At 36.2% G+C, this 26,354-nt stretch carries 32 protein-coding genes, 1 tRNA gene and 1 rRNA gene; 12 read left to right on the top strand and 22 right to left on the bottom strand.

What is annotated here, in order from left to right:
- The 7 genes from KO464_05245 to KO464_05215 form a co-directional block, all read right to left on the bottom strand.
- On the bottom strand, nucleotides 1-359 hold a 359-nt coding region (locus KO464_05245), incomplete at its 3' end, for a shikimate kinase (protein MCC7572775.1).
- Nucleotides 356-1,636: a 3-phosphoshikimate 1-carboxyvinyltransferase gene (gene aroA / locus KO464_05240; GenBank protein MCC7572774.1), complete on the bottom strand. Its 1,281-nt coding sequence runs from the start codon at nucleotides 1,634-1,636 to the stop codon at nucleotides 356-358. The genes KO464_05245 and aroA, both read right to left, overlap by 4 nt.
- A complete protein-coding gene (gene aroE / locus KO464_05235; protein MCC7572773.1) occupies nucleotides 1,626-3,131 on the bottom strand; it encodes a shikimate dehydrogenase in 1,506 nt (501 codons plus the stop codon). Before aroE ends, aroA begins: the two co-directional genes overlap by 11 nt.
- The gene (aroB, locus tag KO464_05230) at nucleotides 3,128-4,225 is read right to left on the bottom strand and encodes a 3-dehydroquinate synthase (protein ID MCC7572772.1); all 1,098 of its coding nucleotides are present in this window, start codon (nucleotides 4,223-4,225) and stop codon (nucleotides 3,128-3,130) included. The genes aroE and aroB overlap by 4 nt, the downstream gene beginning before the upstream one ends.
- Before the next feature lies 1 nt (nucleotide 4,226).
- Nucleotides 4,227-5,249: a 3-deoxy-7-phosphoheptulonate synthase gene (gene aroF / locus KO464_05225; GenBank protein ID MCC7572771.1), complete on the bottom strand. Its 1,023-nt coding sequence runs from the start codon at nucleotides 5,247-5,249 to the stop codon at nucleotides 4,227-4,229.
- Complete coding sequence (aroF, locus tag KO464_05220) at nucleotides 5,249-6,271, bottom strand: 3-deoxy-7-phosphoheptulonate synthase (GenBank protein ID MCC7572770.1); 1,023 nt, start codon at nucleotides 6,269-6,271, stop codon at nucleotides 5,249-5,251. Before aroF (KO464_05220) ends, aroF (KO464_05225) begins: the two co-directional genes overlap by 1 nt.
- On the bottom strand, nucleotides 6,268-6,552 hold the full coding sequence (locus KO464_05215) for a chorismate mutase (protein ID MCC7572769.1): 285 nt from the start codon (nucleotides 6,550-6,552) through the stop codon (nucleotides 6,268-6,270). The genes aroF (KO464_05220) and KO464_05215 overlap by 4 nt, the downstream gene beginning before the upstream one ends.
- A gap of 248 nt (nucleotides 6,553-6,800) precedes the next feature.
- On the opposite strand from KO464_05215, the gene KO464_05210 reads away from it, so the two are divergent.
- Nucleotides 6,801-7,667 (top strand): PHP domain-containing protein, encoded by an 867-nt coding sequence (locus KO464_05210; protein MCC7572768.1) that lies wholly within the window; start codon nucleotides 6,801-6,803, stop codon nucleotides 7,665-7,667.
- On the opposite strand, the gene KO464_05205 is transcribed toward KO464_05210, so the two are convergent.
- Nucleotides 7,662-9,341 carry a methylmalonyl-CoA mutase family protein gene (locus tag KO464_05205; GenBank protein ID MCC7572767.1) on the bottom strand — a complete coding sequence of 560 codons (1,680 nt, stop codon included), beginning with the start codon at nucleotides 9,339-9,341 and terminating at the stop codon, nucleotides 7,662-7,664. The two genes, KO464_05210 and KO464_05205, sit on opposite strands and share 6 nt — an antisense overlap.
- 93 nt (nucleotides 9,342-9,434) lie before the next feature.
- Between KO464_05205 and KO464_05200 the strand changes: the two genes are divergently transcribed.
- The 7 genes from KO464_05200 (at nucleotide 9,435) to KO464_05170 (ending at nucleotide 13,313) form a co-directional block, all read left to right on the top strand.
- Entirely contained in the window at nucleotides 9,435-9,797 is a 363-nt protein-coding gene (locus KO464_05200; GenBank protein ID MCC7572766.1) for a hypothetical protein, read from the top strand.
- 35 nt (nucleotides 9,798-9,832) lie between these two features.
- Nucleotides 9,833-10,414, top strand: coding sequence for a DUF99 family protein (locus KO464_05195; GenBank protein ID MCC7572765.1), 582 nt, complete (start codon nucleotides 9,833-9,835; stop codon nucleotides 10,412-10,414).
- Entirely contained in the window at nucleotides 10,392-10,925 is a 534-nt protein-coding gene (locus KO464_05190; protein MCC7572764.1) for a DUF531 domain-containing protein, read from the top strand. Before KO464_05195 ends, KO464_05190 begins: the two co-directional genes overlap by 23 nt.
- Nucleotides 10,926-10,952: 27 nt before the next feature.
- Nucleotides 10,953-11,027, top strand: a tRNA-Gly gene (locus tag KO464_05185).
- A 90-nt stretch (nucleotides 11,028-11,117) separates the two neighbouring features.
- Entirely contained in the window at nucleotides 11,118-12,095 is a 978-nt protein-coding gene (locus tag KO464_05180) for a M48 family metalloprotease (protein ID MCC7572763.1), read from the top strand.
- 17 nt (nucleotides 12,096-12,112) lie between these two features.
- Complete coding sequence (locus tag KO464_05175; GenBank protein MCC7572762.1) at nucleotides 12,113-12,982, top strand: DMT family transporter; 870 nt, start codon at nucleotides 12,113-12,115, stop codon at nucleotides 12,980-12,982.
- A 49-nt stretch (nucleotides 12,983-13,031) separates the two neighbouring features.
- Nucleotides 13,032-13,313 carry a peptidyl-prolyl cis-trans isomerase gene (locus tag KO464_05170; protein ID MCC7572761.1) on the top strand — a complete coding sequence of 94 codons (282 nt, stop codon included), beginning with the start codon at nucleotides 13,032-13,034 and terminating at the stop codon, nucleotides 13,311-13,313.
- Between the two features lies 1 nt (nucleotide 13,314).
- On the opposite strand, the gene KO464_05165 is transcribed toward KO464_05170, so the two are convergent.
- Complete coding sequence (locus KO464_05165) at nucleotides 13,315-13,557, bottom strand: hypothetical protein (protein MCC7572760.1); 243 nt, start codon at nucleotides 13,555-13,557, stop codon at nucleotides 13,315-13,317.
- Nucleotides 13,558-13,674: 117 nt separating this feature from the next.
- Between KO464_05165 and KO464_05160 the strand changes: the two genes are divergently transcribed.
- Complete coding sequence (locus KO464_05160; GenBank protein ID MCC7572759.1) at nucleotides 13,675-14,265, top strand: HAD family hydrolase; 591 nt, start codon at nucleotides 13,675-13,677, stop codon at nucleotides 14,263-14,265.
- Here the strand turns inward: KO464_05160 and KO464_05155 are convergent.
- Together KO464_05155 and KO464_05150 are read right to left on the bottom strand one after the other, a co-directional pair.
- Nucleotides 14,254-14,397 carry a 50S ribosomal protein L40e gene (locus tag KO464_05155; protein MCC7572758.1) on the bottom strand — a complete coding sequence of 48 codons (144 nt, stop codon included), beginning with the start codon at nucleotides 14,395-14,397 and terminating at the stop codon, nucleotides 14,254-14,256. The genes KO464_05160 and KO464_05155 overlap by 12 nt on opposite strands.
- Nucleotides 14,397-14,945: a DUF367 family protein gene (locus KO464_05150; protein ID MCC7572757.1), complete on the bottom strand. Its 549-nt coding sequence runs from the start codon at nucleotides 14,943-14,945 to the stop codon at nucleotides 14,397-14,399. The genes KO464_05155 and KO464_05150 overlap by 1 nt, the downstream gene beginning before the upstream one ends.
- 61 nt (nucleotides 14,946-15,006) lie before the next feature.
- Between KO464_05150 and KO464_05145 the strand changes: the two genes are divergently transcribed.
- Nucleotides 15,007-15,657: an HAD-IB family phosphatase gene (locus KO464_05145; GenBank protein ID MCC7572756.1), complete on the top strand. Its 651-nt coding sequence runs from the start codon at nucleotides 15,007-15,009 to the stop codon at nucleotides 15,655-15,657.
- Nucleotides 15,654-15,887, top strand: a complete 234-nt coding sequence (locus KO464_05140; GenBank protein MCC7572755.1) for a CTAG/PCC1 family protein — start codon at nucleotides 15,654-15,656, stop codon at nucleotides 15,885-15,887. Before KO464_05145 ends, KO464_05140 begins: the two co-directional genes overlap by 4 nt.
- 12 nt (nucleotides 15,888-15,899) lie before the next feature.
- On the opposite strand, the gene KO464_05135 is transcribed toward KO464_05140, so the two are convergent.
- The 11 genes from KO464_05135 to rrf form a co-directional block, all read right to left on the bottom strand.
- Complete coding sequence (locus tag KO464_05135; protein ID MCC7572754.1) at nucleotides 15,900-17,141, bottom strand: argininosuccinate synthase; 1,242 nt, start codon at nucleotides 17,139-17,141, stop codon at nucleotides 15,900-15,902.
- A 78-nt stretch (nucleotides 17,142-17,219) separates the two neighbouring features.
- Nucleotides 17,220-18,323: a 60S ribosomal export protein NMD3 gene (locus KO464_05130; protein MCC7572753.1), complete on the bottom strand. Its 1,104-nt coding sequence runs from the start codon at nucleotides 18,321-18,323 to the stop codon at nucleotides 17,220-17,222.
- Between the two features lie 50 nt (nucleotides 18,324-18,373).
- A complete protein-coding gene (locus tag KO464_05125) occupies nucleotides 18,374-18,676 on the bottom strand; it encodes a DUF424 family protein (protein MCC7572752.1) in 303 nt (100 codons plus the stop codon).
- An 8-nt stretch (nucleotides 18,677-18,684) separates the two neighbouring features.
- Nucleotides 18,685-20,610 (bottom strand): beta-CASP ribonuclease aCPSF1, encoded by a 1,926-nt coding sequence (locus KO464_05120; protein MCC7572751.1) that lies wholly within the window; start codon nucleotides 20,608-20,610, stop codon nucleotides 18,685-18,687.
- Nucleotides 20,611-20,669: 59 nt separating this feature from the next.
- A complete protein-coding gene (psmB, locus tag KO464_05115) occupies nucleotides 20,670-21,287 on the bottom strand; it encodes an archaeal proteasome endopeptidase complex subunit beta (GenBank protein ID MCC7572750.1) in 618 nt (205 codons plus the stop codon).
- A gap of 88 nt (nucleotides 21,288-21,375) precedes the next feature.
- The gene (gene infB, locus KO464_05110) at nucleotides 21,376-23,139 is read right to left on the bottom strand and encodes a translation initiation factor IF-2 (GenBank protein ID MCC7572749.1); all 1,764 of its coding nucleotides are present in this window, start codon (nucleotides 23,137-23,139) and stop codon (nucleotides 21,376-21,378) included.
- A 16-nt stretch (nucleotides 23,140-23,155) separates the two neighbouring features.
- Nucleotides 23,156-23,593, bottom strand: coding sequence for a nucleoside-diphosphate kinase (ndk, locus tag KO464_05105; protein ID MCC7572748.1), 438 nt, complete (start codon nucleotides 23,591-23,593; stop codon nucleotides 23,156-23,158).
- Nucleotides 23,594-23,626: 33 nt separating this feature from the next.
- Nucleotides 23,627-23,830 (bottom strand): 50S ribosomal protein L24e, encoded by a 204-nt coding sequence (locus tag KO464_05100; protein MCC7572747.1) that lies wholly within the window; start codon nucleotides 23,828-23,830, stop codon nucleotides 23,627-23,629.
- A gap of 4 nt (nucleotides 23,831-23,834) precedes the next feature.
- The gene (locus KO464_05095) at nucleotides 23,835-24,053 is read right to left on the bottom strand and encodes a 30S ribosomal protein S28e (GenBank protein MCC7572746.1); all 219 of its coding nucleotides are present in this window, start codon (nucleotides 24,051-24,053) and stop codon (nucleotides 23,835-23,837) included.
- Between the two features lie 4 nt (nucleotides 24,054-24,057).
- Complete coding sequence (gene rpl7ae, locus KO464_05090; GenBank protein MCC7572745.1) at nucleotides 24,058-24,423, bottom strand: 50S ribosomal protein L7Ae; 366 nt, start codon at nucleotides 24,421-24,423, stop codon at nucleotides 24,058-24,060.
- Nucleotides 24,424-24,496: 73 nt separating this feature from the next.
- A 5S ribosomal RNA gene (gene rrf, locus KO464_05085) occupies nucleotides 24,497-24,610 on the bottom strand.
- A 129-nt stretch (nucleotides 24,611-24,739) separates the two neighbouring features.
- Between rrf and KO464_05080 the strand changes: the two genes are divergently transcribed.
- Nucleotides 24,740-26,335 carry a tetratricopeptide repeat protein gene (locus tag KO464_05080; GenBank protein MCC7572744.1) on the top strand — a complete coding sequence of 532 codons (1,596 nt, stop codon included), beginning with the start codon at nucleotides 24,740-24,742 and terminating at the stop codon, nucleotides 26,333-26,335.
- Nucleotides 26,336-26,354: the final 19 nt, after the last annotated feature.

The raw sequence follows: 26,354 nt of genomic DNA, 5'->3' as shown, positions 1-26,354 counted from the left end.
TTTGTAAGCGAAGGTCTTGGCGTATCTCTATCCATCCTATCTCTCATTGTTTGAATATCTGCCTTTAGTAAAATAAAGAGAGAGTCCTTCAGCAAATCGACATTTTTTTTGTCCATAAAGGCTCCTCCTCCCAAGGATATAACGGCGTTATTTTCTTTTGAGACATCTTTGATAACTTCTTGCTCTCTTGTTCTGAAATAATCCCAACTTTTTTCATTAATGGTCTCTGGAATACTTTTTGACTCTCTTTTTTCGATTATAGAATCAGTATCAAAAAATACTCTATCTGTTATATCCGACAATTCACGACCAACAGTAGTCTTGCCGACACATCTTAATCCAAAGAGGATTATGTTCAATTAATGCCTCCACATATTTTTGAAAAATCCTCCCAAAAGTTTGGGTATGATTTTGAAACACAATCAGGGTCAATGATTTTTAGGCCTTCAATAAAAAGACCGGCGACTGCAAATGACATTGCCATACGATGATCTTTGTATGTTTCAATTTTGGCCCCGGATAATTTACCAGGAATTATTATAATATTGTCACTCCCTTCTTCAACTTTGCACCCAATCTTTGAAAGCTCATTGGCAACTGCACTTAATCTATCTGTTTCTTTAAATCTTAATGTTTCAATATTATATATTTTTGTGGGTCCTTCTGCAAAAGCAGCAACAACTGCTAGAGTTGGAACAATATCCGGAGATTTATTCATGTCAATCTCTATTCCTCTAAGTTCTCTGCCCTTTAATGTCAGTGAATTATTGATCCAAGAAACTTCACACCCCATCTTCTCAAGTATCTCAACAAATACTTTATCGGCCTGCTTTGAATTTTTATTTAGATTCTCAATGACTACTCTACCGCCACTGATAGCTGCAATCGCCATAAAGTAAGAGCTATTTGAAAAATCCCCTTCAACGATATACTCCTGGCCAGCGTATTTCCCGGGAGAAGTATAAAATTCTGAAAAGTCTTTTCGTTGAACTCGAACACCAAACTTTTCCATTACATCTAGTGTCATCTCTACATAGGGGCTTGATGGAACTTGTCCAGATACTTTGATTTTCATGTAAGGATATGCATATGGTGATGCCATTAGCAAAGCGCTTAGATACTGACTGCTTTCTCTTGATTCAATTACTGTTTCCCCACCAATAGTTCCATTTGAAGAGATTCTAACTGGTGGGCATCCTTTGTTTGAATCAATAGCAATACCAAGTTTATTTAGAGAATCTTCAAGGCCCTTCACAGGCCTCTTTTTTACTTCCTCATTCCCATCAATTGTAACAACTCCTTTTACAAGTGATGATATCGCCATAAGAAATCTAAGGGTCGTCCCAGAATTTCCAATGTATAGGGAGGTGGATGGTTCTTTTAGATTATTCCTTCCACCTTCTATATTGAAAATAATTCTCCCACGGATGGATTCTTTTTTTATTTTTATTCCAAGTTGTTTTAAGCACGTGATTGTATAGTTAGTATCATCTGAGATAAGTGGATCTATAATTTTTGATCTCCCTTCTGCTAGTGCAGATACAAAGAGGGCTCTGTGGGTATAACTTTTTGAAGGCGGGGCCTTTATTTTAACATCTATATCAAAATTAATAGATTTTATTTCTTTAATTTTCATTGTCCTCGCCCCTTATCCCTAAGGCTTCTTTAGAAAATTTCTCCATCTTTTCAAAAGATGGCTTTATCCCAGTCCAGAGTTCAAACTGTGCCATTGCCTGACCAATATACATGTCTAATCCATTTGCAATGTTTGCCCCTTGTTTTTTTGACCTCATCAACAATCTCGTATCAATCGGACTGTAAACAGCATCAAAAACTGTAATTCCTGATAAGTCTTTTTCGAAGAATGAATCTTCCATTGGGCAGTTATTTTCTTCAGGGAGCATCCCAATTCTTGTGGCGTTGATTAAAATGTCAAATTCAACATTATTCCTGTCTTTCCACAGGACTGTTTGAGCGCCCAGTTTTTTTGAAAGCTCAAGCGCTTTTGTGTTATCCCTGTTTGAAATTATTAACTCGCCCTGCCTATTTTTTATACCTAGAGCAATCGCTTTTCCAGCCCCACCTGCACCAAGGATTAATACTCTTTTATTCTTTATTTGAGTCAATTTTTCAATTGAGTATACCGCACCTATCCAATCTGTGTTTGTTCCAAAGAGCCCCTCGTTGTTTTTCTTTATTGTATTAATCGCACCAATATTTTGGGCCGTTGGATCTATCTTATCAACATGGGAGAGGATCTTTTCTTTGAAGGGCATCGTGACACAAAGACCTTTGAATTGACCCTTAAATGAACTCATGAAGTTATCTAGATCATCTACCAAAAAATTTAGGTAGACTGCATCCATATTATAATAAGAAAATAATTTGTTATGAACATAATAGCCTATACTCTCCTTAACAGGATTTCCAATAAGCCCATAAATATCAAAACTATTGGTAATAGAGTTAGCCCTGTAAACATCATTTAGAATTTCTATAGGTATCTGCCCTGGAGCTGTTTTGCCCACCCCTTTTAATGGTGCATAAGAGGTGTAGCCCCCCCAAGATTTACATAGTATCCTGCTTATCTCACCTTTCTCGCCCATGAGAAAAGAAATAATTTGTTTACTTTCACTTGATTTATGAGATAAAAGATCTCTTATGATTAGATTGTCTGAAATATCATTAGCATATGTAACTATCTTGATTATATCTCCGCTTTGATTTTCCATTTGGGATAATATTTCTTTCAAGTTTTTTGGTGTTTGTGCAAAGTTATGATAAGAAATAATTATATTTGTCTTTGAGTTAAACTCACTTTTTTTTGAAATTAGATTATGTAATGAATCAGTTGAAGAATACTCTATATCTATAAATCCAAATTCAAGCTTTAATGCTTCAATTAGTGGGGAACTCCTATCATATTCGTTTCCTTCAAATAAGCCGCCTTCATCTTTTTTTCTGTTAGTTACTATAATTCTTTTTTTATCGAATATATTGCTAATCTCTAAAAGATTTAAATCAGCAATTAAATCCAATCTTATCTCTGCTAGCTCACCTTTAGCCAATGCTTTTTCTAAAAGAATTGTTGCTTCTTTTTGAGATGAAGGCATAACTGAAGCAGTGATCAAGTGAATCCTGCCTCCGCTAAAGAGTCTCTCACAACTCCATCTTCTACCTTGATTCCGTAGACAGCTTTTCCTATTCCTTTTATCAGAGAGTACTCTACGATTCCCTTCCTAGTTTTTTTGTCCAAAATAGTTTTCTTTATTATTTCATCGACTGGTGCTTTGAAAGATATTTCAAGAAGTTTTGATTTTTTAAGAAGTTGAAATATTCTGTCTCTTTCTTCTGATTTTAGAATTCCAATTTTTTCAGAAATCAATGTTTCAACCGCCATTCCGATTCCAACTGCCCTTCCATGGGGTATTCCAAAATCTGAAAGGATTTCAATAGAATGGCCAATTGTATGCCCAAAATTTAAAATCTTTCTAAGCCCTAATTCCTTCTCATCTGCTTGCACAATATTTGCCTTAATTTTTAAGGACGAGATAATCGCAGTATCAATAAATTCTTTCTCAAGTTTAACTACCCTATCAATATTAGATTCTAGATATGTGAAAAGTTCTCCGTTTTTTATAATTGCGGCTTTTACTATTTCTGCCATCCCGTTAATTATTTCTTCGTTTGGTAATGTATTAAGAAAATCTACATCGATATACACTTTATTCGGAGGATAGAATGCCCCTATAAGATTTTTTCCCGAGGGATGATCTATACCCACTTTACCACCTATGCTACTATCAACTTGAGAGAGAAGTGTCGTTGGCATCTGTATGAAAGGAACTCCTCTCATGTATGTTGCTGCTATAAAGCCTGCAAGGTCCCCAGTGACTCCGCCGCCCAAAGCAATAATCAAAGTATCTCTGCCAAATCCAAGTTCAAATAGTCTATCTTCAAGCTCCTCTTTTGTTTTCCTATTTTTTGACTCCTCGCCTGCTTTAAAAGATAGAATAAAAACTCGATCTTTTTTATCGAGTTTTTGAAGAATTTTATTGCCATATATCTTCTCTATATTCGAGTCAGTTATTATGGCAATTTTATGGTCATTATACTCTTGGAATATCTCTTCAAAAGCATTTTGGGCTATATTTCTGCCAACAACAATCGGATAGTGACTCTTGCCTGTGACTACCTTGATTATTTTAGTTTCTGGGTTTTTCATTCTATATTTCCCGTCCAAACATTCTAGATATATATTTTATTTCTCCCATCAATGCATGAAGGTCAGCAGTGCTTATTGTTTGATCTGCATCACTTATAGCTTTCTCTGGATCTGTGTGTGCTTCAATGGCCACACCATCTGCACCACATGCAATTGCAGCAAGGGCCATAGGTTTTACAATATCTCTTCTACCAGTGCCATGACTTGGATCGACAATCACGGGTAGATGGCTTTCAGCCTTCAATACTGGTACTATGCTTAGATCCAAGGTATTTCTTGTGAAATCTGAAAATGTCCTGATACCTCGTTCACAAAGCATGACGTTTTCATTTCCGCCCGCAAGAATATACTCTGCAGCTGATAGAAACTCTTTCAATGTGGCCCACATCCCCCTTTTAAGAAGAACAGGCTTATCGCATTTTCCAAGCTCTTTTAGTAAAGCGTAGTTCTGCATATTTCTAGTTCCAACTTGTAGTATGTCTGCATATTCAGATACAAGTTGTACATCTCGTGTGTCCATGACTTCAGTCACGATTGGAAGTCCAGTTTCATCTTTTGCCTCTAGTAAAAATTTCAAGCCTTTTTCTCCAAGACCCTGGAAATCTTTAGGTGCTGTACGTGGCTTGAATGCACCTCCTCTTAAAATAGTGGCTCCTGAACTTTTTACCTCTCTTGCTATATTAATAATCTGATCTTCGCTTTCTACTGTACATGGGCCCGCCATTACGACAATCTTTTTTCCACCTATTTCGATGCCATCTACTTTTATGACGGTATTTTCTTTGTTGAAATCTCTAGAAACAAGTTTGTAAGGTTTTGATACACGTACAACTTCCTCTATGTAAGGTGTCGCCCTTAATCTTTCAATGTCACTTTCATCAATCGAAGATACATCTCCGATTACACCTATTATGGTTCTATTCTCTCCCTGCGATAGGTGAGTATTAAAACCAAGATCTTTTATTCTTTTGATAGTTTCTTGGACTTGGATTTCTTCTACTCCCATCTTCATTATCACAATCATTATATCTCCCTCCCAACTGCTTTTGCTATCTGTTTTACATCTTCCATAAGTTTCGAAAAAGCACTTAAAGAAATAGTTTGATCTGCATCACTTATTGCCCTATCTGGATCAGGGTGTGTTTCTATTAATAATCCATCTGCTCCACAGGCAACTGATGCTTTTGCCATAGGCAAGACTAAACTTCTTCTGCCAGTACCATGACTTGGATCAGATATTATAGGCAGATGACTTTCATCTTTTATGGCAGGAATTATACTAAGATCTAGAGTATTCCTCGAGTAATCAGAGAAAGTTCGAATACCTCTTTCACACAATATAACATTCTCGTTTCCCCCGTTCATTATGTACTCTGCCGCTCCAAGAAATTCCGACATTGTTGCCCACATCCCCCTTTTAAGAAGAACAGGCTTATCGCATTTTCCAAGTTCTTTTAGTAAAGTGTAATTTTGCATGTTTCTAGTTCCAACTTGCAATATGTCTGCATATTCAGATAAAAGAGCTACATCTCTAGCATCCATAATTTCTGTTACAATTGGGAGACCTGTTTCTTCCTTTGCCTCGTAAAGTATTTTTAATCCTTCTTCTCCAAGCCCCTGGAAATCTTTGGGTGATGTACGTGGTTTGAATGCGCCGCCCCTTATCATGCTAGCGCCTGCTTTTTTTATCTTCTCGGCGACTTCCATTATCTGTTCTCTGTTCTCAACTGAACATGGGCCTGCGAATACAACAATCTTTTTTCCGCCGATCTTTACTCCATCTACATCTATTATGGTCTGCTCTTTTTTGAAGTCTTTTGAAACTAATTTGTAAGGCTTTGAAACAAATACGGTGTTTTCTACACCTTTCATTGCCCTGATCCTGAAGAAGTTATCTTCTCCAATCTTACTAATGTCACCTATTACGGCAACTACCATTCTTTCGGCACCCAAATTCAACTGCGTCCTAAGGCCAAGTGATTGGATTGTATCTATAACTCTATTGACATCCTCCTCCTCAGCCTTTGCTTTCATTATAACAATCATTTTTGTTCCTCCAATATCTTATTTTGAATAAGTTTTGAATGGGAAACAATTGCTCCAAAGACTTCCGAAACGAACTCTTCATCTAGATCATTTCTTCTAGCCTCGATTCCAAGTTTAAGAAAAAGTATTTTCTCTCTATCTCTATCCTCTACTGAAATGCCCCTGATTTTTTTCAGGGCAGCAATCTTTTTTGATACGTCCATTCTTCTTGACAACAGACATATAATATTCTCATCGATCCTGTTAATTTCTTCTCTAAGAGTCTCTAAAGAGCGCTCCATAAAAAACCTCCTTAAAAGGGATTGGAAAGAGAAACTATGGATTCGGCCAGTGAAAGGTATCAATACCTAAAGCTAAAACAATAATATAATTTTCTTGATACCGATTCGGAAGACCTAATCTTTCCCATCATAGAAATTGATCAAAATGAGTATTTAAAACTTTCGGGATAGTTTTTATCAAGAACATTAGATTTATAAGTAATTTTTTCTCTGTTTTTCTAATGGATTATTCTTATTCTATGTCAGGTATGTGCAAAGTTGATACACATGTCCACACAAAATATTCTGGAAATTCTAAAAGAATTCCTGTTATTCCAGATTGTATTTCTAGGCCTGAGAAAATATTAAAATATGCGGATAAGAGAGGGATAGACTTCCTAGCTATAACTGACCACGATACTATAAGGGGGGGTATCGAAACAGAAAAACTCGCACCGTCGAGGATAATAGTCGGCGAAGAAATATCAACATCAGATGGTGAGTTACTTGGACTTTTCTTGAATGAGACTATCCCGCCAAATTTATCTGCAGAAGAATCAATAGATATGATAAGAGATCAAGGAGGTCTTGCTATTGTACCACATCCCTATAGCGTGATATGCCCTTGCTTTAAGGACCTAATACATAAATTAAATATTGATGGAATTGAAGTATTCAATGCTTTTCATAGAGATGGCATATTAAATAGAAAAGCTTCAGAAGAAAACAAGATGATAAAAAATGCCTCAATTGCGGGTAGTGACGCACATACAGAAAGAATGGTCGGTAATGCCTACACTCTGTTTAAAGGTGACACTATAGAAGATTTCTACAAAACTGTAAAAAAGAAAAAGACAATTCCCCAAGGACATGTAACCTCAATGATGCAAACAATATTATGGAGCTGGAATACTGGGTATTATATAATGAAGAGGTCTATGAAAAATATCTTGCAGGGAAATCAAATAAAAAAGAATACAGGACTTTTTATCGGCTCTGGTGTTTCTGTAATCCCTGTTGTTCCAATAATAACGGCATTTGTTCTAAATCGCTACCATGATAAAAAAGTAAAAAAGAACTATCCCTGGGAATCTTTTATGTTTTCTTATATGGAGCATAAAAAAAAGATTTTATAAAATAACTGAAGATTTGTATTCGCCAAATACTTTTCTTAAACTATCGCTTATCTCTCCGAGTGTTGCGTAAGCTTTTACAGCTTCAATTATTAAGGGCACGAGATTTTTATCGCATCTTGCTGCCTCTTCAATTTTCTCCAAAAGTATTTTAACCTTGGCATTATCTCTTCTCGCTTTCAATTCTTTTATTTTTTTAATTTGAATCTTTTCTACTTCAGGATTTAACTTTAGAAGTTCTTCAGGAAGTTTTTCTTCCATAGTAAATTTGTTAAGACCAACAACTATCAAATCCTTTTTTTCAATGGCTTTTTGATATTTGTAAGCACTGTCTTGAATCTCTTTCTGCACGTAGCCTCCTTCGATAGATTTTACCATTCCGCCAAGAGAGTCAATCTTATCAAAGTACTTATTCACTTCCTCTTCTATCTTATTTGTTAGATATTCAACATAGTATGAGCCCGCAAATGGATCTACTGTATCTGCAACTCCAGTTTCATGCGCAATTATGTGTTGAGTTCTAAGGGCAATTGTAACAGCTTTCTCTGAAGGCAGAGCAAGTGCCTCATCCATTGAGTTTGTATGAAGGGATTGTGTTCCACCAAGAACAGCTGCTAATGCCTGCATGGTAACTCGTATAATATTATTTTCAGGTTGCTGTGCTGTGAGTGTACTACCTCCAGTTTGGGTGTGAAACCTAAGCATCATAGCTTTTGGGTCTTTTGCGTCAAATCTTTCCTTCATCAATCTTGCCCATATTCTTCTTGCGGCCCTAAACTTAGCAATTTCCTCTATGAAGTTGTTATGCGAATTAAAAAAGAACGATAGCCTTTTGCCAAATTCATCAATCTGCAATCCTGCTTTTATGGCAGCCTCAACATAAGCAATTCCATCAGCAAGTGTAAATGCAACTTCTTGAGCTGCAGTTGCGCCAGCTTCCCTGATGTGATAGCCACTAATACTAATAGTATTCCATTCTGGTAGATTTTTTGTGCAGTATTCAAAAATATCAGTGATTATCCGCATCGATTCTTTTGGTGGAAAGATATATGTTCCTCTTGCTACATATTCTTTTAGAATATCATTTTGTATAGTTCCTCTAAGTTTATCAGGTGCAACTCCCTGTTTCTCACCAACGGCAATATACATCGCAAGGAGTATTACAGCTGTTGAGTTAATAGTCATTGAAGTAGAAACTTTATCGAGTGGAATTCCATCAAAAAGAGTTTCCATGTCCTCAAGTGAATCGATGGCAACTCCAACCTTACCAACTTCACCATAGCTCATCTCATTATCTGAATCATAGCCTATTTGAGTAGGAAGGTCAAATGCAACTGAAAGCCCAGTTTGCCCTTCTGACAAAAGATACTTGTATCTCCTGTTTGTTTCCTCTGCAGAACCGAATCCCGCGTATTGCCTCATTGTCCAGAGTTTTCCTCTGAACATATTTGGTTGTACACCTCTAGTGTAAGGATACTCTCCGGCATTACCAAGATCTTTTGTATAATCAAAATCAATAATATCAAGAGGCGTGTATTGAACATCAACAGGTATATCAGACAACGTAGAAAATTCTTTTCTTCTTTCTGGAAATCTAGCTATGACCTTTGAATACTTCTCTTTCTTCCAGTAATCAATTTTCTCCTTAAGACTGGCTAAAACAATGATATCAAACATGAAAAATCACTTTCCTATAATATTATAGAATTCACTTATTATAAGTTTTATTATTGGCTGAAGATTTATAAATAGTATAAATGCAGATTTCCCATGGAAGAAATCTCAGAAGATTCAAATTTATCTGCCTTTGGCGATGCTGTTGTGAATTTTATATATTCCGTTGCAAAATCAAAAGTACAAGGAAGATATACTGGTAAAAAAGTCTCAAATATTGCTCTGTCAGATGCTTTGGCAAAATCAAAAATAAAATCACCAAGGAGAAGTGACAAGAAGATGAGGGGGGACTTCGTCGAGGCCTTGATTGGCAAAGGGTATATTGAGAAAGTATTTGATATTGACGAGGCAGTAGCCATACTCTCTGAAAAACTTATTGGGAAAGATTTAAACGATCCTGATGAGGAGAGAAAGGCCATAGCGGAGGCATTCTCATATTTTATTGACCACTATTTCTAGGGCTTAAATATATTAATACTTACATCTATTCTGAGATGATGCGAATAAAGAAGGAGATAAGGATACTTGGAATCGATGACTCAAATTTTACAAGGGATGATCAAGACGTTTTAGTTGTTGGTGCATTACTTAGAGGTGGCTTTTGGATTGATGGTGTTGTTAGCACCCATATTGAAAGAGACGGCCTTAATGCAACAGAAAAAATTACCAATATGGTACTTAAAGCCCGCTATAAAGATGTAAGGGCTATTATGCTGAAAGGTATCACATTGGCAGGTTTTAATCTTGTGGACATTGAAAAGTTAAATCAAGATACAGGCCTGCCCGTTGTAGTTGTTATGAGGAGATTGCCTGATCATAATTCTATAGAAAAGGCACTTACAAATCTGAATCATAAAGAAGAGAGACTTGAGATTATAGAAAAAGCCGGTAAGATCTATGAAGGTAAAGTCCAAGAGGACTCAAATATTTTCTTTCAGTTCAAAGGAATTCAAGAGGAAGATGCAAGAGAATTAATCAGGATTTCATCGATGCACTCAAATATTCCAGAGCCTCTAAGAGTATCCCATATTATCGCAACAGGAGTTGTTAAAGGTGAGTCAACAAAGAAGCCCTAAAGGAAAAGTTACAATCTGTATTGTAAACACTTATGATAAATTGAAATGGCACGATATCCATTCTAGAAATATTGCAAGAGCGGCTCCCTTATGCTATTATACTGGATTTGACCTGTGTCTTTTTGATTTTCCCTTCAAAGAGGATTACAAAGAGTTTCTTTTGAAAGAGGTAAAGGAGAACACCACCATAGGAGATGGTGGGAAGTATATTGAAGAGCTTATCAAACACGGTAAACTGGTAGCTACTGATGACCCTAACAAGCTAAAAGGTGTTTTCATATCTACGACTTCAAAGCCAGAAAAGAGTTGTGATTTGGGTACCGTAGCTAGGAATATTCGGGAAGGCGATGATTCTGTTTTATTTATTGGGCTTGGTAGGCGAGGTCTTCCAAGAGAGATTAGAAAGATGACAACACATCACCTTGATATAACTGGTGAAGGTATATCTCTTGAAACATGCGCTGCAATTGGTTTTATTATCGGGAGACTTTTCGAAAAGATAAATTTATAAATTTGCATTTACAGATTTGTACTTGAAGCGACTGTAGTCTAGTGGTTAGGACTGGAGCTTCCCAAGCTTCAAGCGCGGGTTCGAATCCCGCCAGTCGCACCAATTTTATTATCAATGCGGTATCTTTTTTTCTCAAAACATTATAAGAAATCTTTAAATATATAGTAAGCTTATTTAATCTTGGGAGATACTATGTGGCTTCAGATGAAAATGTATATGTTAATTGGATTAATGTTTGCCATACTATATGGTTTTTTACTTTTTGTAGGGGCTGCCGTTGGTTATTCAGGCCAGAGTTTTATTAATTACTCAGTTATTTTAGCACTGGGAATGATGTTTGTACAGTATATGATTGGCCCAAAGATGGTTGAATCATCAATGAAGGTCAGATATATTACTGAAGGAGAGAATCCAAAGCTTTACAGAATGGTTGAAGAGCAAGCTAGAAAAGCAGGTCTAAAGAAAACACCTAAAGTAGGAATATGTCCAACTCCGATGCCAAACGCATTTGCATTTGGGAGATCAAAAGGTGATGCAAGAGTATGTGTTACAGAAGGTATTACAAATTTACTTTCAGAAGATGAACTTAAGGCTGTGGTGGGGCACGAAATTTCTCATGTTAAGCATAGTGACATGGCAATAATTACTTTACTTAGTGCTGTTCCAATGATAGCCTATTACATGTATATGTCTTCGATGTACAGTGGAAGAACTGGTACAAGTAATGACAGGAATGCCGGGGGAACAGCTATGATTGGAATAATAGCATTAGTTGTCTACTTTATCACAAATCTATTAGTGATGTATGGGTCAAGGATAAGGGAATACTATGCAGACAAAGGAAGCACAGAACTAGGAAATGAACCGCATCAATTAGCATCCGCCCTTTACAAACTTACATACGGTACTGCAAAAACACCAAAAAGAGAAGTACAGAGAATAGAAGGAATCAAAGCGTTCTTCATGAATGATCCAACTAAGGCGATGGGCGATTTTAATGAGCTCACTGAAGTTGACAGAGACATGAGCGGCACTATTGACAGACATGAACTTGAAGCTGTAAGGCATGGTGGAGTTAGAGTAGGTACTTCTGCTAGCATAATGGAGCTAATGAGTACACACCCCAATATGCTTAAAAGAATAAAGCATCTCTCAAAACTTGCAAAATAGAAGGAAAAAGATGCCCAATGAAATTAAAAACATTCCTAGAGTTACTAGCTTTAGTCCTAATTTGGTCTGGATCATGGATTGCTATAAAGTGGGGATTAACAGAAATCCCTCCTTATTCTCTTGCTTTCTTTAGATTTCTTATTGCTTGCCCCGTGATTGTTGCAATTACATACTATCTTGAAGGTAGCAAAAGCCTAAGAATTAATAAAAATGAAATTATTAAATTTTCGATTCTTGGCCTTCTTGGTGTAACACTAGTACATGCAATTCAAGTATACGCTTTAAAATTTACATCTGCAATAAACTCATCGATTCTGATAAATTTCAATGTCCCTTTCATCGCAATCTTTGCTATGATGTTTCTTGGTGAAGCATTTAACAAAAAGACGGCTTTTGGAATATTTGTTTCATTTATTGGTGCAGTCATAATTGTAGTCAACGGTTCACTTTCAGGATTTCAGAAAATCAATATTGGAGATATCCTAATAATATTAACGGGTATTTTCTGGGCAGCATATTCAGTTGCTGGAAAAAGGACAATGGAACAAAGAACACCGCTTGCGATGACTTCATTATCATTTCTATTTGGTACTATTTTTTTGTTTCCAATGGCATTATTTGAATCTAGATTTTCTTTCATTGGTGAGGTCACACTGGTAGGTGTAGGCTCTGTGTTATACCTCTCCCTTTTATGCTCAGTATACGCATACATATGCTGGAACAGATCAATGAAATGTGAAAAAGCCTCCAATGTTGCAATGTTTTTATACTTCGTCCCAGTTGTTACTGCAATAATGGCTTGGTTTCTCCTTGGAGAGGTAATTACAATATTCACAGTGCTTGGTGGAATACTTGTAATCTTTGGGGTGTACCTTGCTGAAAGATAGAAATAATAATCACAGTTACTCTTTTATATAGTATTCAAAAATCAAATTTATGGTAAAAGAAGTACATGCGGCACATATATTAGTCAAATCCGAAGTTTTAGCCAAAGAAATTCTCGAAAAAGTAAACAGAGGAGATAATTTTTCAGAGCTTGCAAAGAAATTCTCCCAATGCCCCTCGGGTAAAAAGGGAGGGGATCTAGGATTTTTCTCAAGACAGAAGATGGTAAAAGAATTTGAGAAGGCGGCCTTTGAAGGAAACGTTGGATCTGTAGTTGGGCCTGTAAAGACACAGTTTGGTTGGCATCTGATTAAAATATTGGAAAAGAAATAATCTATCTCTTCAATTTTGTCATTATTTCTTCCCAATCGTCATATATAACGATCTCGGCCATCTGAGTCTGTTCATTTTCTTTTATTATTAGATCGCCATATCTACTAAAGAATCTCATAAGCTCTTTTAAATCTGGAAAATCTTTAGTCCAACATCTATTTTTTTGATCATATTGTGCACCAATGCAGGGAGAATCTTCAGGATTTGAACTGCTTTTAGTTATTCTAGATATTACAAACTTCATTTATTCTCTCCTTCTGTTTTACAATAATAAATCATAATTCAAATAATAACTATGAATTTCAAATTTTAAATAATTTACTATAAAAAAACTTAAATAACGACTCTTGACCTTAGTTTCATGGATATAAAAGCTATTGTTTTCGATGTTGACGGCGTTCTACTTGACTCTTTTGAAAGCTGGTTTACATCTTTTAATCAGACTTTAGTTGAATTTGGAAAGGATACAGTAGATCGGCAGACTTACAGAAAGATATTCTGGGGCCCTTCAGTTGAAGAAGATCTAAAGAGATATGGTCTTGGAAATGATGCAGTTGAAGCTGCGCTTAGAAATCAAAGAAATAATGTTCATTTAATCAAGCTATGTGAACAAGTTCATGAAACTTTATCTTCCTTGAAAGAATTCAAACTAGGAGTTGCAACTAATACACCGAGAATAAATCTGGATAAAACTTTTAATTATTTCGATCTTTACAAATATTTTGAGATTGTGATGTGTCTTGATGATGTAAAGCGACCAAAACCACACCCAGACATGCTTCTAAAAGCATCAGAAATTCTAAAAGTCCCAATTAATAATGTGTTATTTGTAGGAGATACAAAATCTGATATGGCTGCAGCTAAAGGTGCTGGATGCCAGTTCATAGGGATAAAAATAGGAGATAAAAAAGTTGATGGAATAAAAGATTTAATGCCTATTTTATACTCTTGATTCTTTTGCTTTTCCTCTCAATCCTGCGTATCCACACTTTCTGCAACTTTCAGCTTTCCATGGATTTCTCGCGTTACATTTCATGCAAATTTTTACATGAAAAAGTCTCTTTTCTGCTAACTCGTTCTTCATTACATCTCCCCTATAGAACTTTTTCTGTTCTTAATCCCTTTTAAATATTTCTCTTGGAAATCTAAAACTTCTTCTCCATCCTTAGATTTTGAATAGCCTTCTAGTAATTCCTTATTAATTTTAAAAAACTCTTCCCCCCAATTAAAGGTTGATAGGACCTTTCTGGCCTGTTCTGTCTCCCCTAATATATATAATGCCCCTGAGAACGCTTCGGCCGTAGATAGTTTTCCAGGTTTACCATAGTTTACTGGATTTGAAGGAACTAAAAATGGCAGAATCCTTCCCTGTACTCTTGATTTTATCTTATCAAAGCTTCTCTCTGCATCCACCCAGGAACAGTCAAGCGCCACGATCCCATTCTTTGAGAATTTAACATCCTCAGGAGATAGTACTTCCCTTGAGAAGGGATTTAAGAGGATACAATTATTTGGTAAACTCTTTATGTTTTTTACAAATGTGACTTCTCCGAATTTTAGTAGCCTGTGGGCGGTGCATTTCTTAGGGTTGTCCTGGCCTAGATTATAGACGATGAGTTTCACAACTGTCAAATATTACGCCACAATAAAAGATTTTCTAAAGTTTTAAATAAGATGATTATTTTTTTAATATATGGTCGGTGCTATAGTCTTTGATCTAGACGGGGTGCTTATTGAATCCCATTCCTCGTGGGAAAGGCTCCATGAATATTTCGGTGCAGATGAGGAAAAGAGGAAGGAAAATATGAGCCGATATTTTTCGGAAGAAATAGACTATGGCCAATGGATAAGGGAAGACGTTTCTTTGTGGAAAAGAAATGGGCGCCTCCCTCACAAAAGCGAAGTTGAGAATGCCCTTAAGAATTATGTTTTTATTGATGGGGCTAGAGAATGCATTCAAATCTTAAAGGAAAGTGAATTAAAACTTTTTATTATTTCTGCAGGTATTGATTTGTTAGCCCAAAATGCAGGAAGGGAATTGGGCATACATGATATTTGGGCCAATGGATTTCAGTATAATGAAAAAGGATATCTCACAGGAGAGGATTTCTGGCGAGTTGACCTATTAAGGAAGGATATCGTAATTAACAAGATTATGGAGAAAAATAACTTTAAAAAAGAAGAGATAGTTTCAATTGGGGATTCAAAATATGACATCCCGATGTTTAATTTATCAGGTTTATCAATTGCATTTGATCCAAAAGATGAAGAAGTAAAAAAGAAAGCTGATGTTACTATCTGTGAAAGAAACCTTTTAAGGATTTTAGATTATATTAAGTTATGAAGGATGCCAAGATTGAAATTATTTACCTCCATAAAAAAGCAAAGGATATAGAAAGGCTCCTAAGAATCGAAGAGAATAGCTCACCTTTTTACAAGACTAGATCAGAGATTAAAACAAAAGGCGATACTCTAAAAATTACAATAGAATCAGACGACATGCCCGCATTAAGAGGCTCCTTCAATACTTTCATGAACTGGCTTATGGCTATTGAAGAAGGAATGAAATTATAAAAAAATAAAAAATTATTTTAGTCCAAGTGTTTTCTTGTTCAAAATTACTTTGTGTGCTTTTAGCCTAATAGCGTTTATTCTTATGAATCCCTTAGAATCGGTCTGATCGAATCCACCCTCAACATCCATGCTTGATAGTTCTTTGTTATATAGTGATGTGGGAGACTCTCTTCCAAGCATCATTACATTGCCCTTGTATAAGCCTATTACGACTTTCCCATCAATAAACTCTTGACTTTTGTTAAATGCTGCCATTAAAAAGTCCATCTCAGGAGAGTACCAGAATCCATTGTATATTAGTTCTGCAAACTTAGGTTCTAAAGTCTGTTTTATATGCATGACTTCCCTGTCCATTGCTATTCCTTCAATATCCCTGTGGGCCGCCCATAGTATTGTGGCACCGGGAGTTTCATAAACTCCTCTGCTCTTTATACCGACAAACCTGTTCTCAACGATGTCTATTCTCCCGACACCGTTTTCTTTTGCAAGCTCGTTTAAGTATAAGAAAAGCTCTAAAGGTTTAGTTTTTACAGTTCCATCATTTTTGTTTGTGACCTTCACTGGGAGGCCATTCTTGAAGTCTATCTCTATTACTGTTTGTTTATTTGGAGCGTCCATTGGTGATTTTGTTATCTCAAACATGTCTTCTGTTGGCGTAAGCATTGTATCTTCTAAAATCCCGGCTTCATGACTTAGGTGCATTAAATTACCATCTTCGCTGTAAGGCTTTGAAACTGAGGCCTTTATCGGTATGCCTTTTGTTTCAGCGTATTTTATCAAGTCACTTCTTCCCTGGAATTGTTGCAAATACTTTGGAATCTTCCAAGGTGCTATTACATGAATAGCTGGATTCAATGCATAATAAGTTAGTTCGAATCTAACCTGATCGTTTCCTTTTCCTGTTGCTCCATGTGCAACGTATTTTGCTTTTTCTTTTTGAGCAATTTCGATCTGTTTCTTTGCGATTAAGGGTCTTGCAAGTGACGTACCTAAAAGATACCGGTTCTCATACATTGCATTTCCTTTTAATGCTTGGAAGATGAAGTCTGTGACAAACTCCGCCCTCAAATCTTCAACATAGACCTTCGTTGCTCCACATTTTATGGCCTTTTCTTTAGCAGCCTTGAGATCTTCATCCTGCCCAACATCTGCTATGAAACATATGACATCATATCCTTCATCTATCAACCAAGTCAGGATGACACTGGTATCAAGACCACCAGAATAAGCCAAAACAACTTTATCTTTTACCATTAGAATCGCCGTGCATGAGGTATAAATTTTGCTTAAAAGAATAATGACCAAGTTGAAACTTTTTATACCTTAATTGTTCTAAATAATACTTTCTTGTTCAATAATAATTATCTTGTTATCTATGACTGCAGCTTTGACGCTATCGCCTGTTTTTAATTCTCTTTTTAGATGAACTTGCTCTTTTTGGACATAAAAGGCTTCATAGTCCCCGGAAAGTTTCATCATCTGATATCTTTCAGGAGTGATTTCTGTTACTGAAAGATCTATTATGTCAAGCAAGTCTTTATCGATTATCCTTATCGTCTCTTTTTTGAGTTCCTTTTCAAACTCTTTTGCTTTGATACTAATTAAACTACCATCCTCAAGAGAAGTCAGTTTAAAGTTCTCACCAGCAATATCAAATAAAAATAAATGGCCACGATAATATGCATACCTTTGTGTCAGATTCTTTAATCGCACAGAGACGGTAGTCCTGTAAATCTTTTTCCCAGAATCCTTATCAAGCCCCATAAGTTTATGTGATTCGCTCACAGCCCCACTGAATCTCTTGATTAGCTCATTTGCAATCTTTCTTGCTGCAGATAAAGATCCCATGTATATATCGATTCCTTCTTTTAGCTCTTCAACCCTTGCTATAAATGCCATTCTGTCTTTTGATATAAGTTTGTCTGAAAGGTCATCTATAATTTCCATTATTTCATTTGCTCTTTCTAGCTCAATTTTTTTCTCATCGTTTCTTATCTGGAGTATTGCTTCGTAATATCCGCCATAGAATCTTGAGCATCTCTGGCATTGCTCGCCAGATAGTTGTATTTCAGTTGAAGCTTCTATGTCAAATGACGGATCCTCATCAAAAGGCCTTATAGTAAGTCTTATTTTAGAAATATTGCCTTCTTCAATTAAATCAACTTTTGTCTGGATCTCTTTTTTTGTCTTAGAAAATTCTGTAACAAAGTCGATATCTCGATTTGAAGAAACATTATTCTTCAAGATTTCATTTATGAAGGAACTTTTATCTTCAAGAGTTTTCCACCTGCTTGTATAATAAGAATTACAGCTTTTGCAGTAAGGCACTTTTAACTTTGCAGGAACAGAAAAATGAAAAGACTCTCGTAGATAACACTCCCTACACCTATCATCTGTAAGAGGCCCCTCCTTACCACAAATAAAGCATCTTTCCATAAGTATAAATAGAAAAGATATTGTTTAAATTCCTTTTTATAAATATCTAATTACAATTTAGTCCTCTGTGCATGCAATGTATCCCCTATCGCTAAAACACATTCTTTGCTGATGAGCCCTTCTTCTAAAGCAATTTCAATTATCTCTTTACCAACAAGATTAAGGATTGTCGCATTCTTCATAAGGAGTAATACTTCTTCTTTTTGACCTTTATTCATTCCATAAAAAGATTTTTTTATTTCTATTTTTATCCCCTTTTCATTGCAATAGAAGGTTTTACCAATAGTATCTTCATCACATACTGCGACAATTTGCTCATGTTCATGACGATATACCGCATAACAAAATTCCATGTGCCAACCTAACTCAATCTTATTGTCTCAAGATTTGATGGTGCTTTAGTCTCTATTCTAAACTTTCTATAAATTGTACTTGCAAAGTCGGTGCATTTTGCAGGATCTCCATGGCCCGTTATTATCCTCTCTGGTTTTGGATTTAATCTCTTTATAAATTCCATTAGCTCGTTTCTATCTGAGTGGCCTGAGAAACCATCGACTGTGTAAACCTTCATCCTGATGTGGATCATATCATTCTTACCATTTGATCCCATAAGTGGAAGTTCTGTCATGCCTTTCTGGACCTTTCTTCCAAGAGAACCTTCGCCCTGATAACTTACAAATATTATTGAGTTCCTAACGTCATCTGCTAGTGCCTTGAAATATTCAACTGATGGTCCACCGACGAGCATACCACTAGTTGCAAGGATAATACAAGGCGGTCCTTCGATAATACTCTTTCTTCTATCATTAGTTTTCACGTTTTCGAAAGTTTCAGATAGAAATGGATTCTTACCCTGATGAAATATCATTTCCCTTATATCTTTTGAGAGATATTCTGGATAAGCTGTGTGAATAGCAGTTGCTTCCCAGATCATTCCATCAAGATAAACTGGCATCTTTTCTAAAGCTCCCCCTTCCATAAGCTCTTCTAAGACAAGCATAATTTCCTGAGACCTTCCAACTGAAAGAACTGGGATTAAGACTTTTCCACCCTGTGATGTGGTATCATAGATAATTTTCAATAGATTTTTTTCTGCTTCTCCTCTGGGCATCTGCATATCATGGGATCCACCGTATGTTGATTCAATTATCAATGATTCAAGACGTGGGAACTTAAAGCTGGCTTTTTCTAAAAGCCTGGATGTGTCAAAGTTAAAGTCGCCTGTGTATACTATATTATGAAGTCCATTTCCAATGTGGAGATGTACCATAGCTGAACCTAGTATATGGCCAGAATTATGGAATGTTAGCCTAATATCTGGAGAAATATCTCTTACTTCTTTGTAATCGACAGGGATTGTATGGTGTATTACGCTTTTTACATCTTTTTTTGAGTAAGGTGACGGGTGATTTTCTTTGAATGCTATATCTATATAATCTAGCTGTAGCATGGTCATTAGGTCTCTTGTTGGTGGTGTGCAGTACACGGGACCTTCGTAACCATATTTATACAAATAGGGAACAAAACCACAATGATCAAGATGTGCATGACTTATTATTACTGCATCAAGTTCTTTTGCACCCAAGAGGTATTTAAATTCAGGGGCATCTAAGTGCGGGTATGAAATTTTAGGGTCATTTGTTGCTACATTCACCCCACAATCCAGCAAAACTTTGGATTCTGGAGTCTGAAGTAAAATACACGACCTGCCTACTTCCCTGAAGCCTCCAAGAAAAGAAACTCTAATCCATTCAGAGCGTACATCCTGAGACCTATAAATCCTGTGGCCTATTCTCTTCAATATAGCTTTTCTCTCGTCTGCCTCTTTTTGAAGTGTGGCCCTGACTGCCTTTATGGTATCTGACTGCAAAGGAGGACTTCTTCTTACGATGGGGGCCCATCTTACAACTCGTGTTATGTCTCTCAATGTTTGTCCTGATTTACCAATGACAAGTCCTGGCTTCTTTGCTTCAATTATTACCTCTGATGCAGAAGGATCAAATGTTATATCAGTTATCTCAGACTCGTCTGGGACTATATTCTTAATTTTGTTTACAGCGTCCTCTTCTGTAGTAAGAACTGCAGAATCAGGCTTTACAATGATCCTTTTTCTCAAGTTCTTCGCTAGCTCTTTTACTATTTCACCGTCGTCAACTAGCATCCCGGGATTTCTGGTGTATATAACGACCTCTGGACCTTCGAAGTCAATATTTGTAATGACTGCACCTGGAGGTATATTTTCCGTTACAACGTTTTTAATTTCTTTAAGTATCTCCTCTGAAGACAAGAACTCACCTAATTTTTTAAAAATTATATTTTAATAATAGTTAAAATAAAAATAGAAAATTAATTCTGATTCATTAATCCAATGATTTCATCATCAGAAAGTTCTCTGTAGCCGTCTTTATCAATTACGGCCATTGTAATTCCATTGCCAGTGGCAAGGTCTCGCTCTATTGCAGCCTTAATGGCCTTAATTGCAACAGATGCACCTTCTTCCCAATCCATATCTTCCTTATACATGGACTCTAAGACACCATATGCCACAAGTGACCCTGAACCTGTTGAAATAGCCTTATCTTCATTGACGCCCCCAATGGGGTCAATTGAATATGCAACTGGTTTCTCGTCAAAACCTGCTACAACAAGCCATGCGATTAAAGGATAGTACCTCTGACCGTGTAGTATATGCGAAGTCAATGTTGCAAGTGACCTAGTAGACATCTTTGCACCATTTTTCATCTTGTATAGATTTACTTCGGCCTTAAGAGAACCAATTAAACTTTGAATATCTCCAACGCTGCCTGCTACTGTTGCGCCAATGTAATCATCAATCTTATACACTTTTTTTACATTCTTGTGGGCTACTAAATAACCCATTGAAGCTCTTCTATCTGTTGCTAGTACCACAGCATCCTTACATACAATAGCTACTGTAGTAGTACCTTTTTTAACATCTTTCACTAAATCACCTCAAAATAATTACTTAAATAATAAGAAGTTAACAAATTTTTATAACTTAGAATCATATTTAAATCTTTTGGTAATACAATTATATGCCCCAAAGAGAGTCCTCCTTTCTTTTTATAGTGATAAATTCTTCAAGCACTTCCTTTTCGTCCTCTGTTAGTTCATTATAAATCTCAAACTTCAATTTTTTATATTCTGGGAGCGGTATATTAACGTATAGTATATCCCCTTCCTTTATCTGCCTTCCAACTGTTGGTCCATCAATTGCACATGCAACTTCTTTTCCTTGTAATGCTTCCTTTAAGAAATCGTTTTTATCTTTTAAAGTCTTTACAGTCCCAATATTCTTGCCATCTTCCTTCAGTAGAGATATATCAGTTTTTATTCTTCCACGTAACACCCTGACTCCAACTATTGCTGGTTTAGTAACTCTAAAAACATGGTGGTGCATAATCTCTATCTTCCCAGGTCTTGTAATACCTTCGAATTTCTGTTTCTTTTCCTTTTCAAGTTCTGCTTTCTTCCAATCCTCGTAATCTTCAATTAATTTGTAGATAATGTCACTTTCAAATACTTTAATATCCTCTTTGGTAGCAACTTCTTTGGCATCTGGTAATACCCTAGAGTTAAATGCAAAAACTACTGATGATACCTTATCTTCAATTTTTACAGATTTTGCCTCGATAATGTCCTGTTTTGTTATATCGCCAATATCTGCCCTTCGTATATTGATCCCTAGTTCCCTTAATTCCATGACTATTGCTTCTAAGCTTCCAAGTGTATCGGTCTTTATAACAACGCCAGAACTATTATTTTCAATTTTAATTGATTTAATTTCCTTTGAGATTTCCTTCTTAGTCTTATCAATATTTTTTGCCACATATAGTGGAGAACCTGCTAAAGCTTTCTCTAGATCAGGTGCAGAAATCTTTATTCCTGCTGCAGCATACTGAGATTCAACTGAATCAAACTTCTTCCTTGGATCTCTAATTTCATCAAGTGGTTTTGGTTTAAGTAAAGCTCTTACGCTCGTCGCATATACACCGTCTTTTCCACCAAAAACAATGTTGTCCTTTTTCTTAATGACTCCGTCATAGATTATAACATCGAGAGTCATGCCAAGTCCTTTTTCTTCCTTGACTTCTAATATTGTACCTTTACCTGGATCATTTTCATCGATTTCAAGTTTATTTTTCAAAAATTTCTGAGAAAGTCCTGCTATAAGGAGAAGGAGATCTGGAACTCCCATACCTGTTTTAGCCGATATGGGTACCATTGCAATTTTTTGAGTATAGTCCGGTATCTTATTGTATACGTCACAATCAAATCCTTGTTCGTACATCTTTGCTTGGAAATCCCATATTTTCTGATCAAGTAATGATTTGACATTCTCATTCTGTTGAGATATAACGTTACCAAAGGAAGCTTTTTGAATAATTTTAAATCCATTAATCCTATCAATCTTATTCAAGGCCATTACAAATGGCGTCTTATAATTTTTAAGAATATTAATACTTTCAAGTGTCTGGGGCTGCAATCCCTCATTTATATCTACTATCAAAACAGCCAAATCAGAAAGTGATCCTCCTCTTGACCTCAAGTTAGTGAAGGCTTTGTGACCCGGGGTATCGATAAATAGTAATCCAAGTAGTTTAATACCCCATTTGTCAAAATCTTTTCCACAAATAATTCTAACAGTTTCAATTGGAACTTCTGTAGCGCCTATGTGCTGTGTTATACCCCCCGCCTCTCTTGAAACAACGGCCGTACCTCTAATATAATCTAAAAGAGATGTTTTTCCGTGGTCTACATGTCCCAAAACTGAGATAATTGGCTGTCTTATCATTTAAACAACGATTAATTTATTTATTATAATCAAAAACTTCTTGATCTTTGAAAAATAATGAGATTTCTCTCTTTGCGCTTTCAGGAGAATCTGAAGCATGAATTACATTGAATATATCATTTCCTTTCTTATACCCAAAGTCTCCCCTTATGCTACCTGGGGCAGCTTTGTGAGGATCTGTTGCGCCACATAGTGTTCTGATTACTGTTATAGCGTCTTCTCCCTCAATTACTCCAAGAACAACTGGGCAAGAAGTAATGTAGCTGATAAGACTGTCATAGAATGGCTTTCCCTTGTGCTCTGCGTAATGCGTTCCAGCTTTTTCTTTAGAAATTGATTCCATTTTTAATGCTGATATTTTCAAGCCTTTTGCTTCAATTCTGGACAAAACATTTCCAATGTTTGATCTCAATATAGTATCAGGTTTTAAAATAATTAAAGTTCTTTCGCTCATGCTAAACACCAATTAAAAAAATATATAATAAAGTTATTTTTTAGTTCTAAGGGCCTTTTCTTTTCTGTACTCTTCGGTCCATTTGATTTTTCTTGGCTTTCTATGTAGGCCAATCATATTCTTTTCGCACTTTCGAGTACAAAAGTTATAGATGACTCCATCTTTTCTCACGAACATAAGGCCTGTTCCAGGAGCAATTGGGTCCCCACAAAAAGAGCAGCTAACTTTTCTTGGCATGGTCTCACCTTGGCGTCTTTATCTCCTTTGCTTCTCTCTCAGATTCCTTTAGAACTATAATGTCTCCAATTTTAACCGGGCCTCGTAGATTTCGTGTGATGACTCTGTCTTTGTCCATTCCTTCAAGTACCTTGACTCTTACCTGAAATATATCACCAGTTACGCCAGTACGAACGACAATCTCCAAAACTTCTGCAGGTATTCCTCTATCAATCTCGGCCATTGAATCACTTTCTAAGTTCTTTTATCTTGACAATTATATCGTCAATAAGATCCTTAGCCTTGCCTTCTTTTATTACTGCAACGGCTGCTGTTGATACGTCAATACCTATTGCTGCGCCAAGTTCGTCCTTTCTTGGAACATAGATATAGGGTATTTCCTTTTCATCGCAAATTAATGGTATGTGTGCAATGATTTCTTCAGGGGTTATGTCCTCTGCAAGATATACTAACTTTGCAATACCTCTTTCAACAGCCTTTGTTGTTTCGTTTGCACCTTTCTTTAATTTTCCTGTGTCCCTTACCATCTCAAGAGATTCGTAGGATTTGTTTGCTAACTCTTCAGGGACTTTAAATTTAACATAAACTGCCATTAAAACACCTCATTCCTCCAAACATATAGTTTTTCATCAGTCGGCTAAAATATAATATAGCCAAGAATATAAAGGCCGGCGACGTTGTGATGTTCCCGCCAGTGGCAGTACAAATCACGACGCAGAGAGTCTTAACTTCTGGGTTCGGGATGAGTCCAGGTGTATCACTCCCGCTGTGGTCGCCGTACCATTCCAGAATAAATATAGTTGATATTTAAAGCTTTCGATAGAATTCATATGTTGCAGATGCTCTGCATTAACTAATAACAAATATATTTTTAAATGTTAGTAAATCATGCTGTCTAAGGGTGTCTGCATGAAAAAAATAGTTGTTTTGAGTATAATAGTGTTACTAGTTTTGAGTTTCCCACTTAATGTTAACGCACAGTCAAAAAAAAGAATTCTAATTGATGTGGCTCATGATGAGCCAATAAACTTTACAGCTGGCTACAACATGTTCATTGGCCAGCTTACTAGTAAAGGGTTCACATTAACTGAAAATAAAGTTCCAATTACAGAGAATACTCTAAAAAATTATGATATCCTTCTTATTATTGTTCCTAAATCAAATTTTACTCCCCAAGAGATATTTGCTATTGAGAAATTTGTGAAAGAGGGGGGTAGTCTTTTACTTGTTGGTAGGGGTGGCAGCTCACTTGATATCAAAAAAACTAGAGAAGTGTTAAATCAACTTACTATTAACATGGGCATTACATTTAATGATGATCTAGTTACTGACACGCAAAACTATTATGACAATGATGCCACAAATGTCATTATTGTCAATATGGTTGACGATCCAATAACAAAGGATGTATTTAAGGTCGCTATGAAATTGCCTTGCTCCTTAACTATATCCCAAAACTCAAAATCATTGATGAAGGGATCTCCTCAAAGCCTTAGCAGACCTTATTTAAGTGACCCAGATAAATCCGGCACCCCCCCTAAAGATCCTTTAAATCCTATCTCTGGAACAGAGTTAGTTGTTGCGGCCAGGTCAAATGTTTTGAGCGGAAAAGTAGTAGCAATCGGATCCTCAACTTTTCTTGAAGATAACATGATAACTAAGTATGACCACTTACGATTTATATCAAACATATTTGACTATTTATCCGAAGGTGGAGCTGTTTCACCTCCTGAAGAAGTCGAATTGTCTTACTCCGAACTAGTTTTAGCTGCAGAAGCTTATCTTAAAGATAATAATTATGACGATGCAATAAAAACTAGCGACAACGCTATATCCCTTGACTCGTCAAAGTACGAACCTTACTTTATCAAAGCAAAATCGTTGTGGAACAAAAGAAGATATTCAGATGCCTTAACTGAAATAAACAATACTATCGATAGAGACCCGGGATACGAAGAAAGAATAGACGCACTCATCTTAAAGGGAGATATACTTCTATCTCTTGGAAGATATGACGAAGCTTTGTCCACATATAAGATTGCTAATGGATTAAATAACAAAGTATTTGGGGCATGGTATGGAATGGCAAGATCAGAATATAATCTTGGGAACTACCAGGAAGCCATTGAAGCAATAAACATTGCCCTTGAGATATCCCCCACAGATGAAGATGCAAATACTTTCAAATCAATGCTTGTGTCAATAGGAGACGATGTAAGATTAGAAGAAGCGGCGGGTTATTTCAAGTTAGCCGAAGATAGTTATTTAACAGGTGACTACAAAAAAGCTAGAGAAAATTATATCAAATCAAAAAATCTTTACGCCGAACTCGGTGACCAAGATAAAGTAAGACTTATTGACTCAAAGATCCAAGCCATAGATAGCGTCTCAATAGGAAAGACTTCCATAATAGTCGTCCTTGGAATATTGGCCATCCTAGGTATAGGACTTATCGGTCTTTTGATATACCTCCTAAAGCCTGAAATTTTCAAAAAGATGATGTAATACAATTATATTTTTAAAT

This window comes from Methanofastidiosum sp., assembly GCA_020854815.1.
Classification (GTDB): domain Archaea; phylum Methanobacteriota_B; class Thermococci; order Methanofastidiosales; family Methanofastidiosaceae; genus Methanofastidiosum.
The sequence above is the reverse complement of the archived record's forward strand: the minus strand, read 5'-3'. Positions and strand labels throughout refer to the sequence as shown.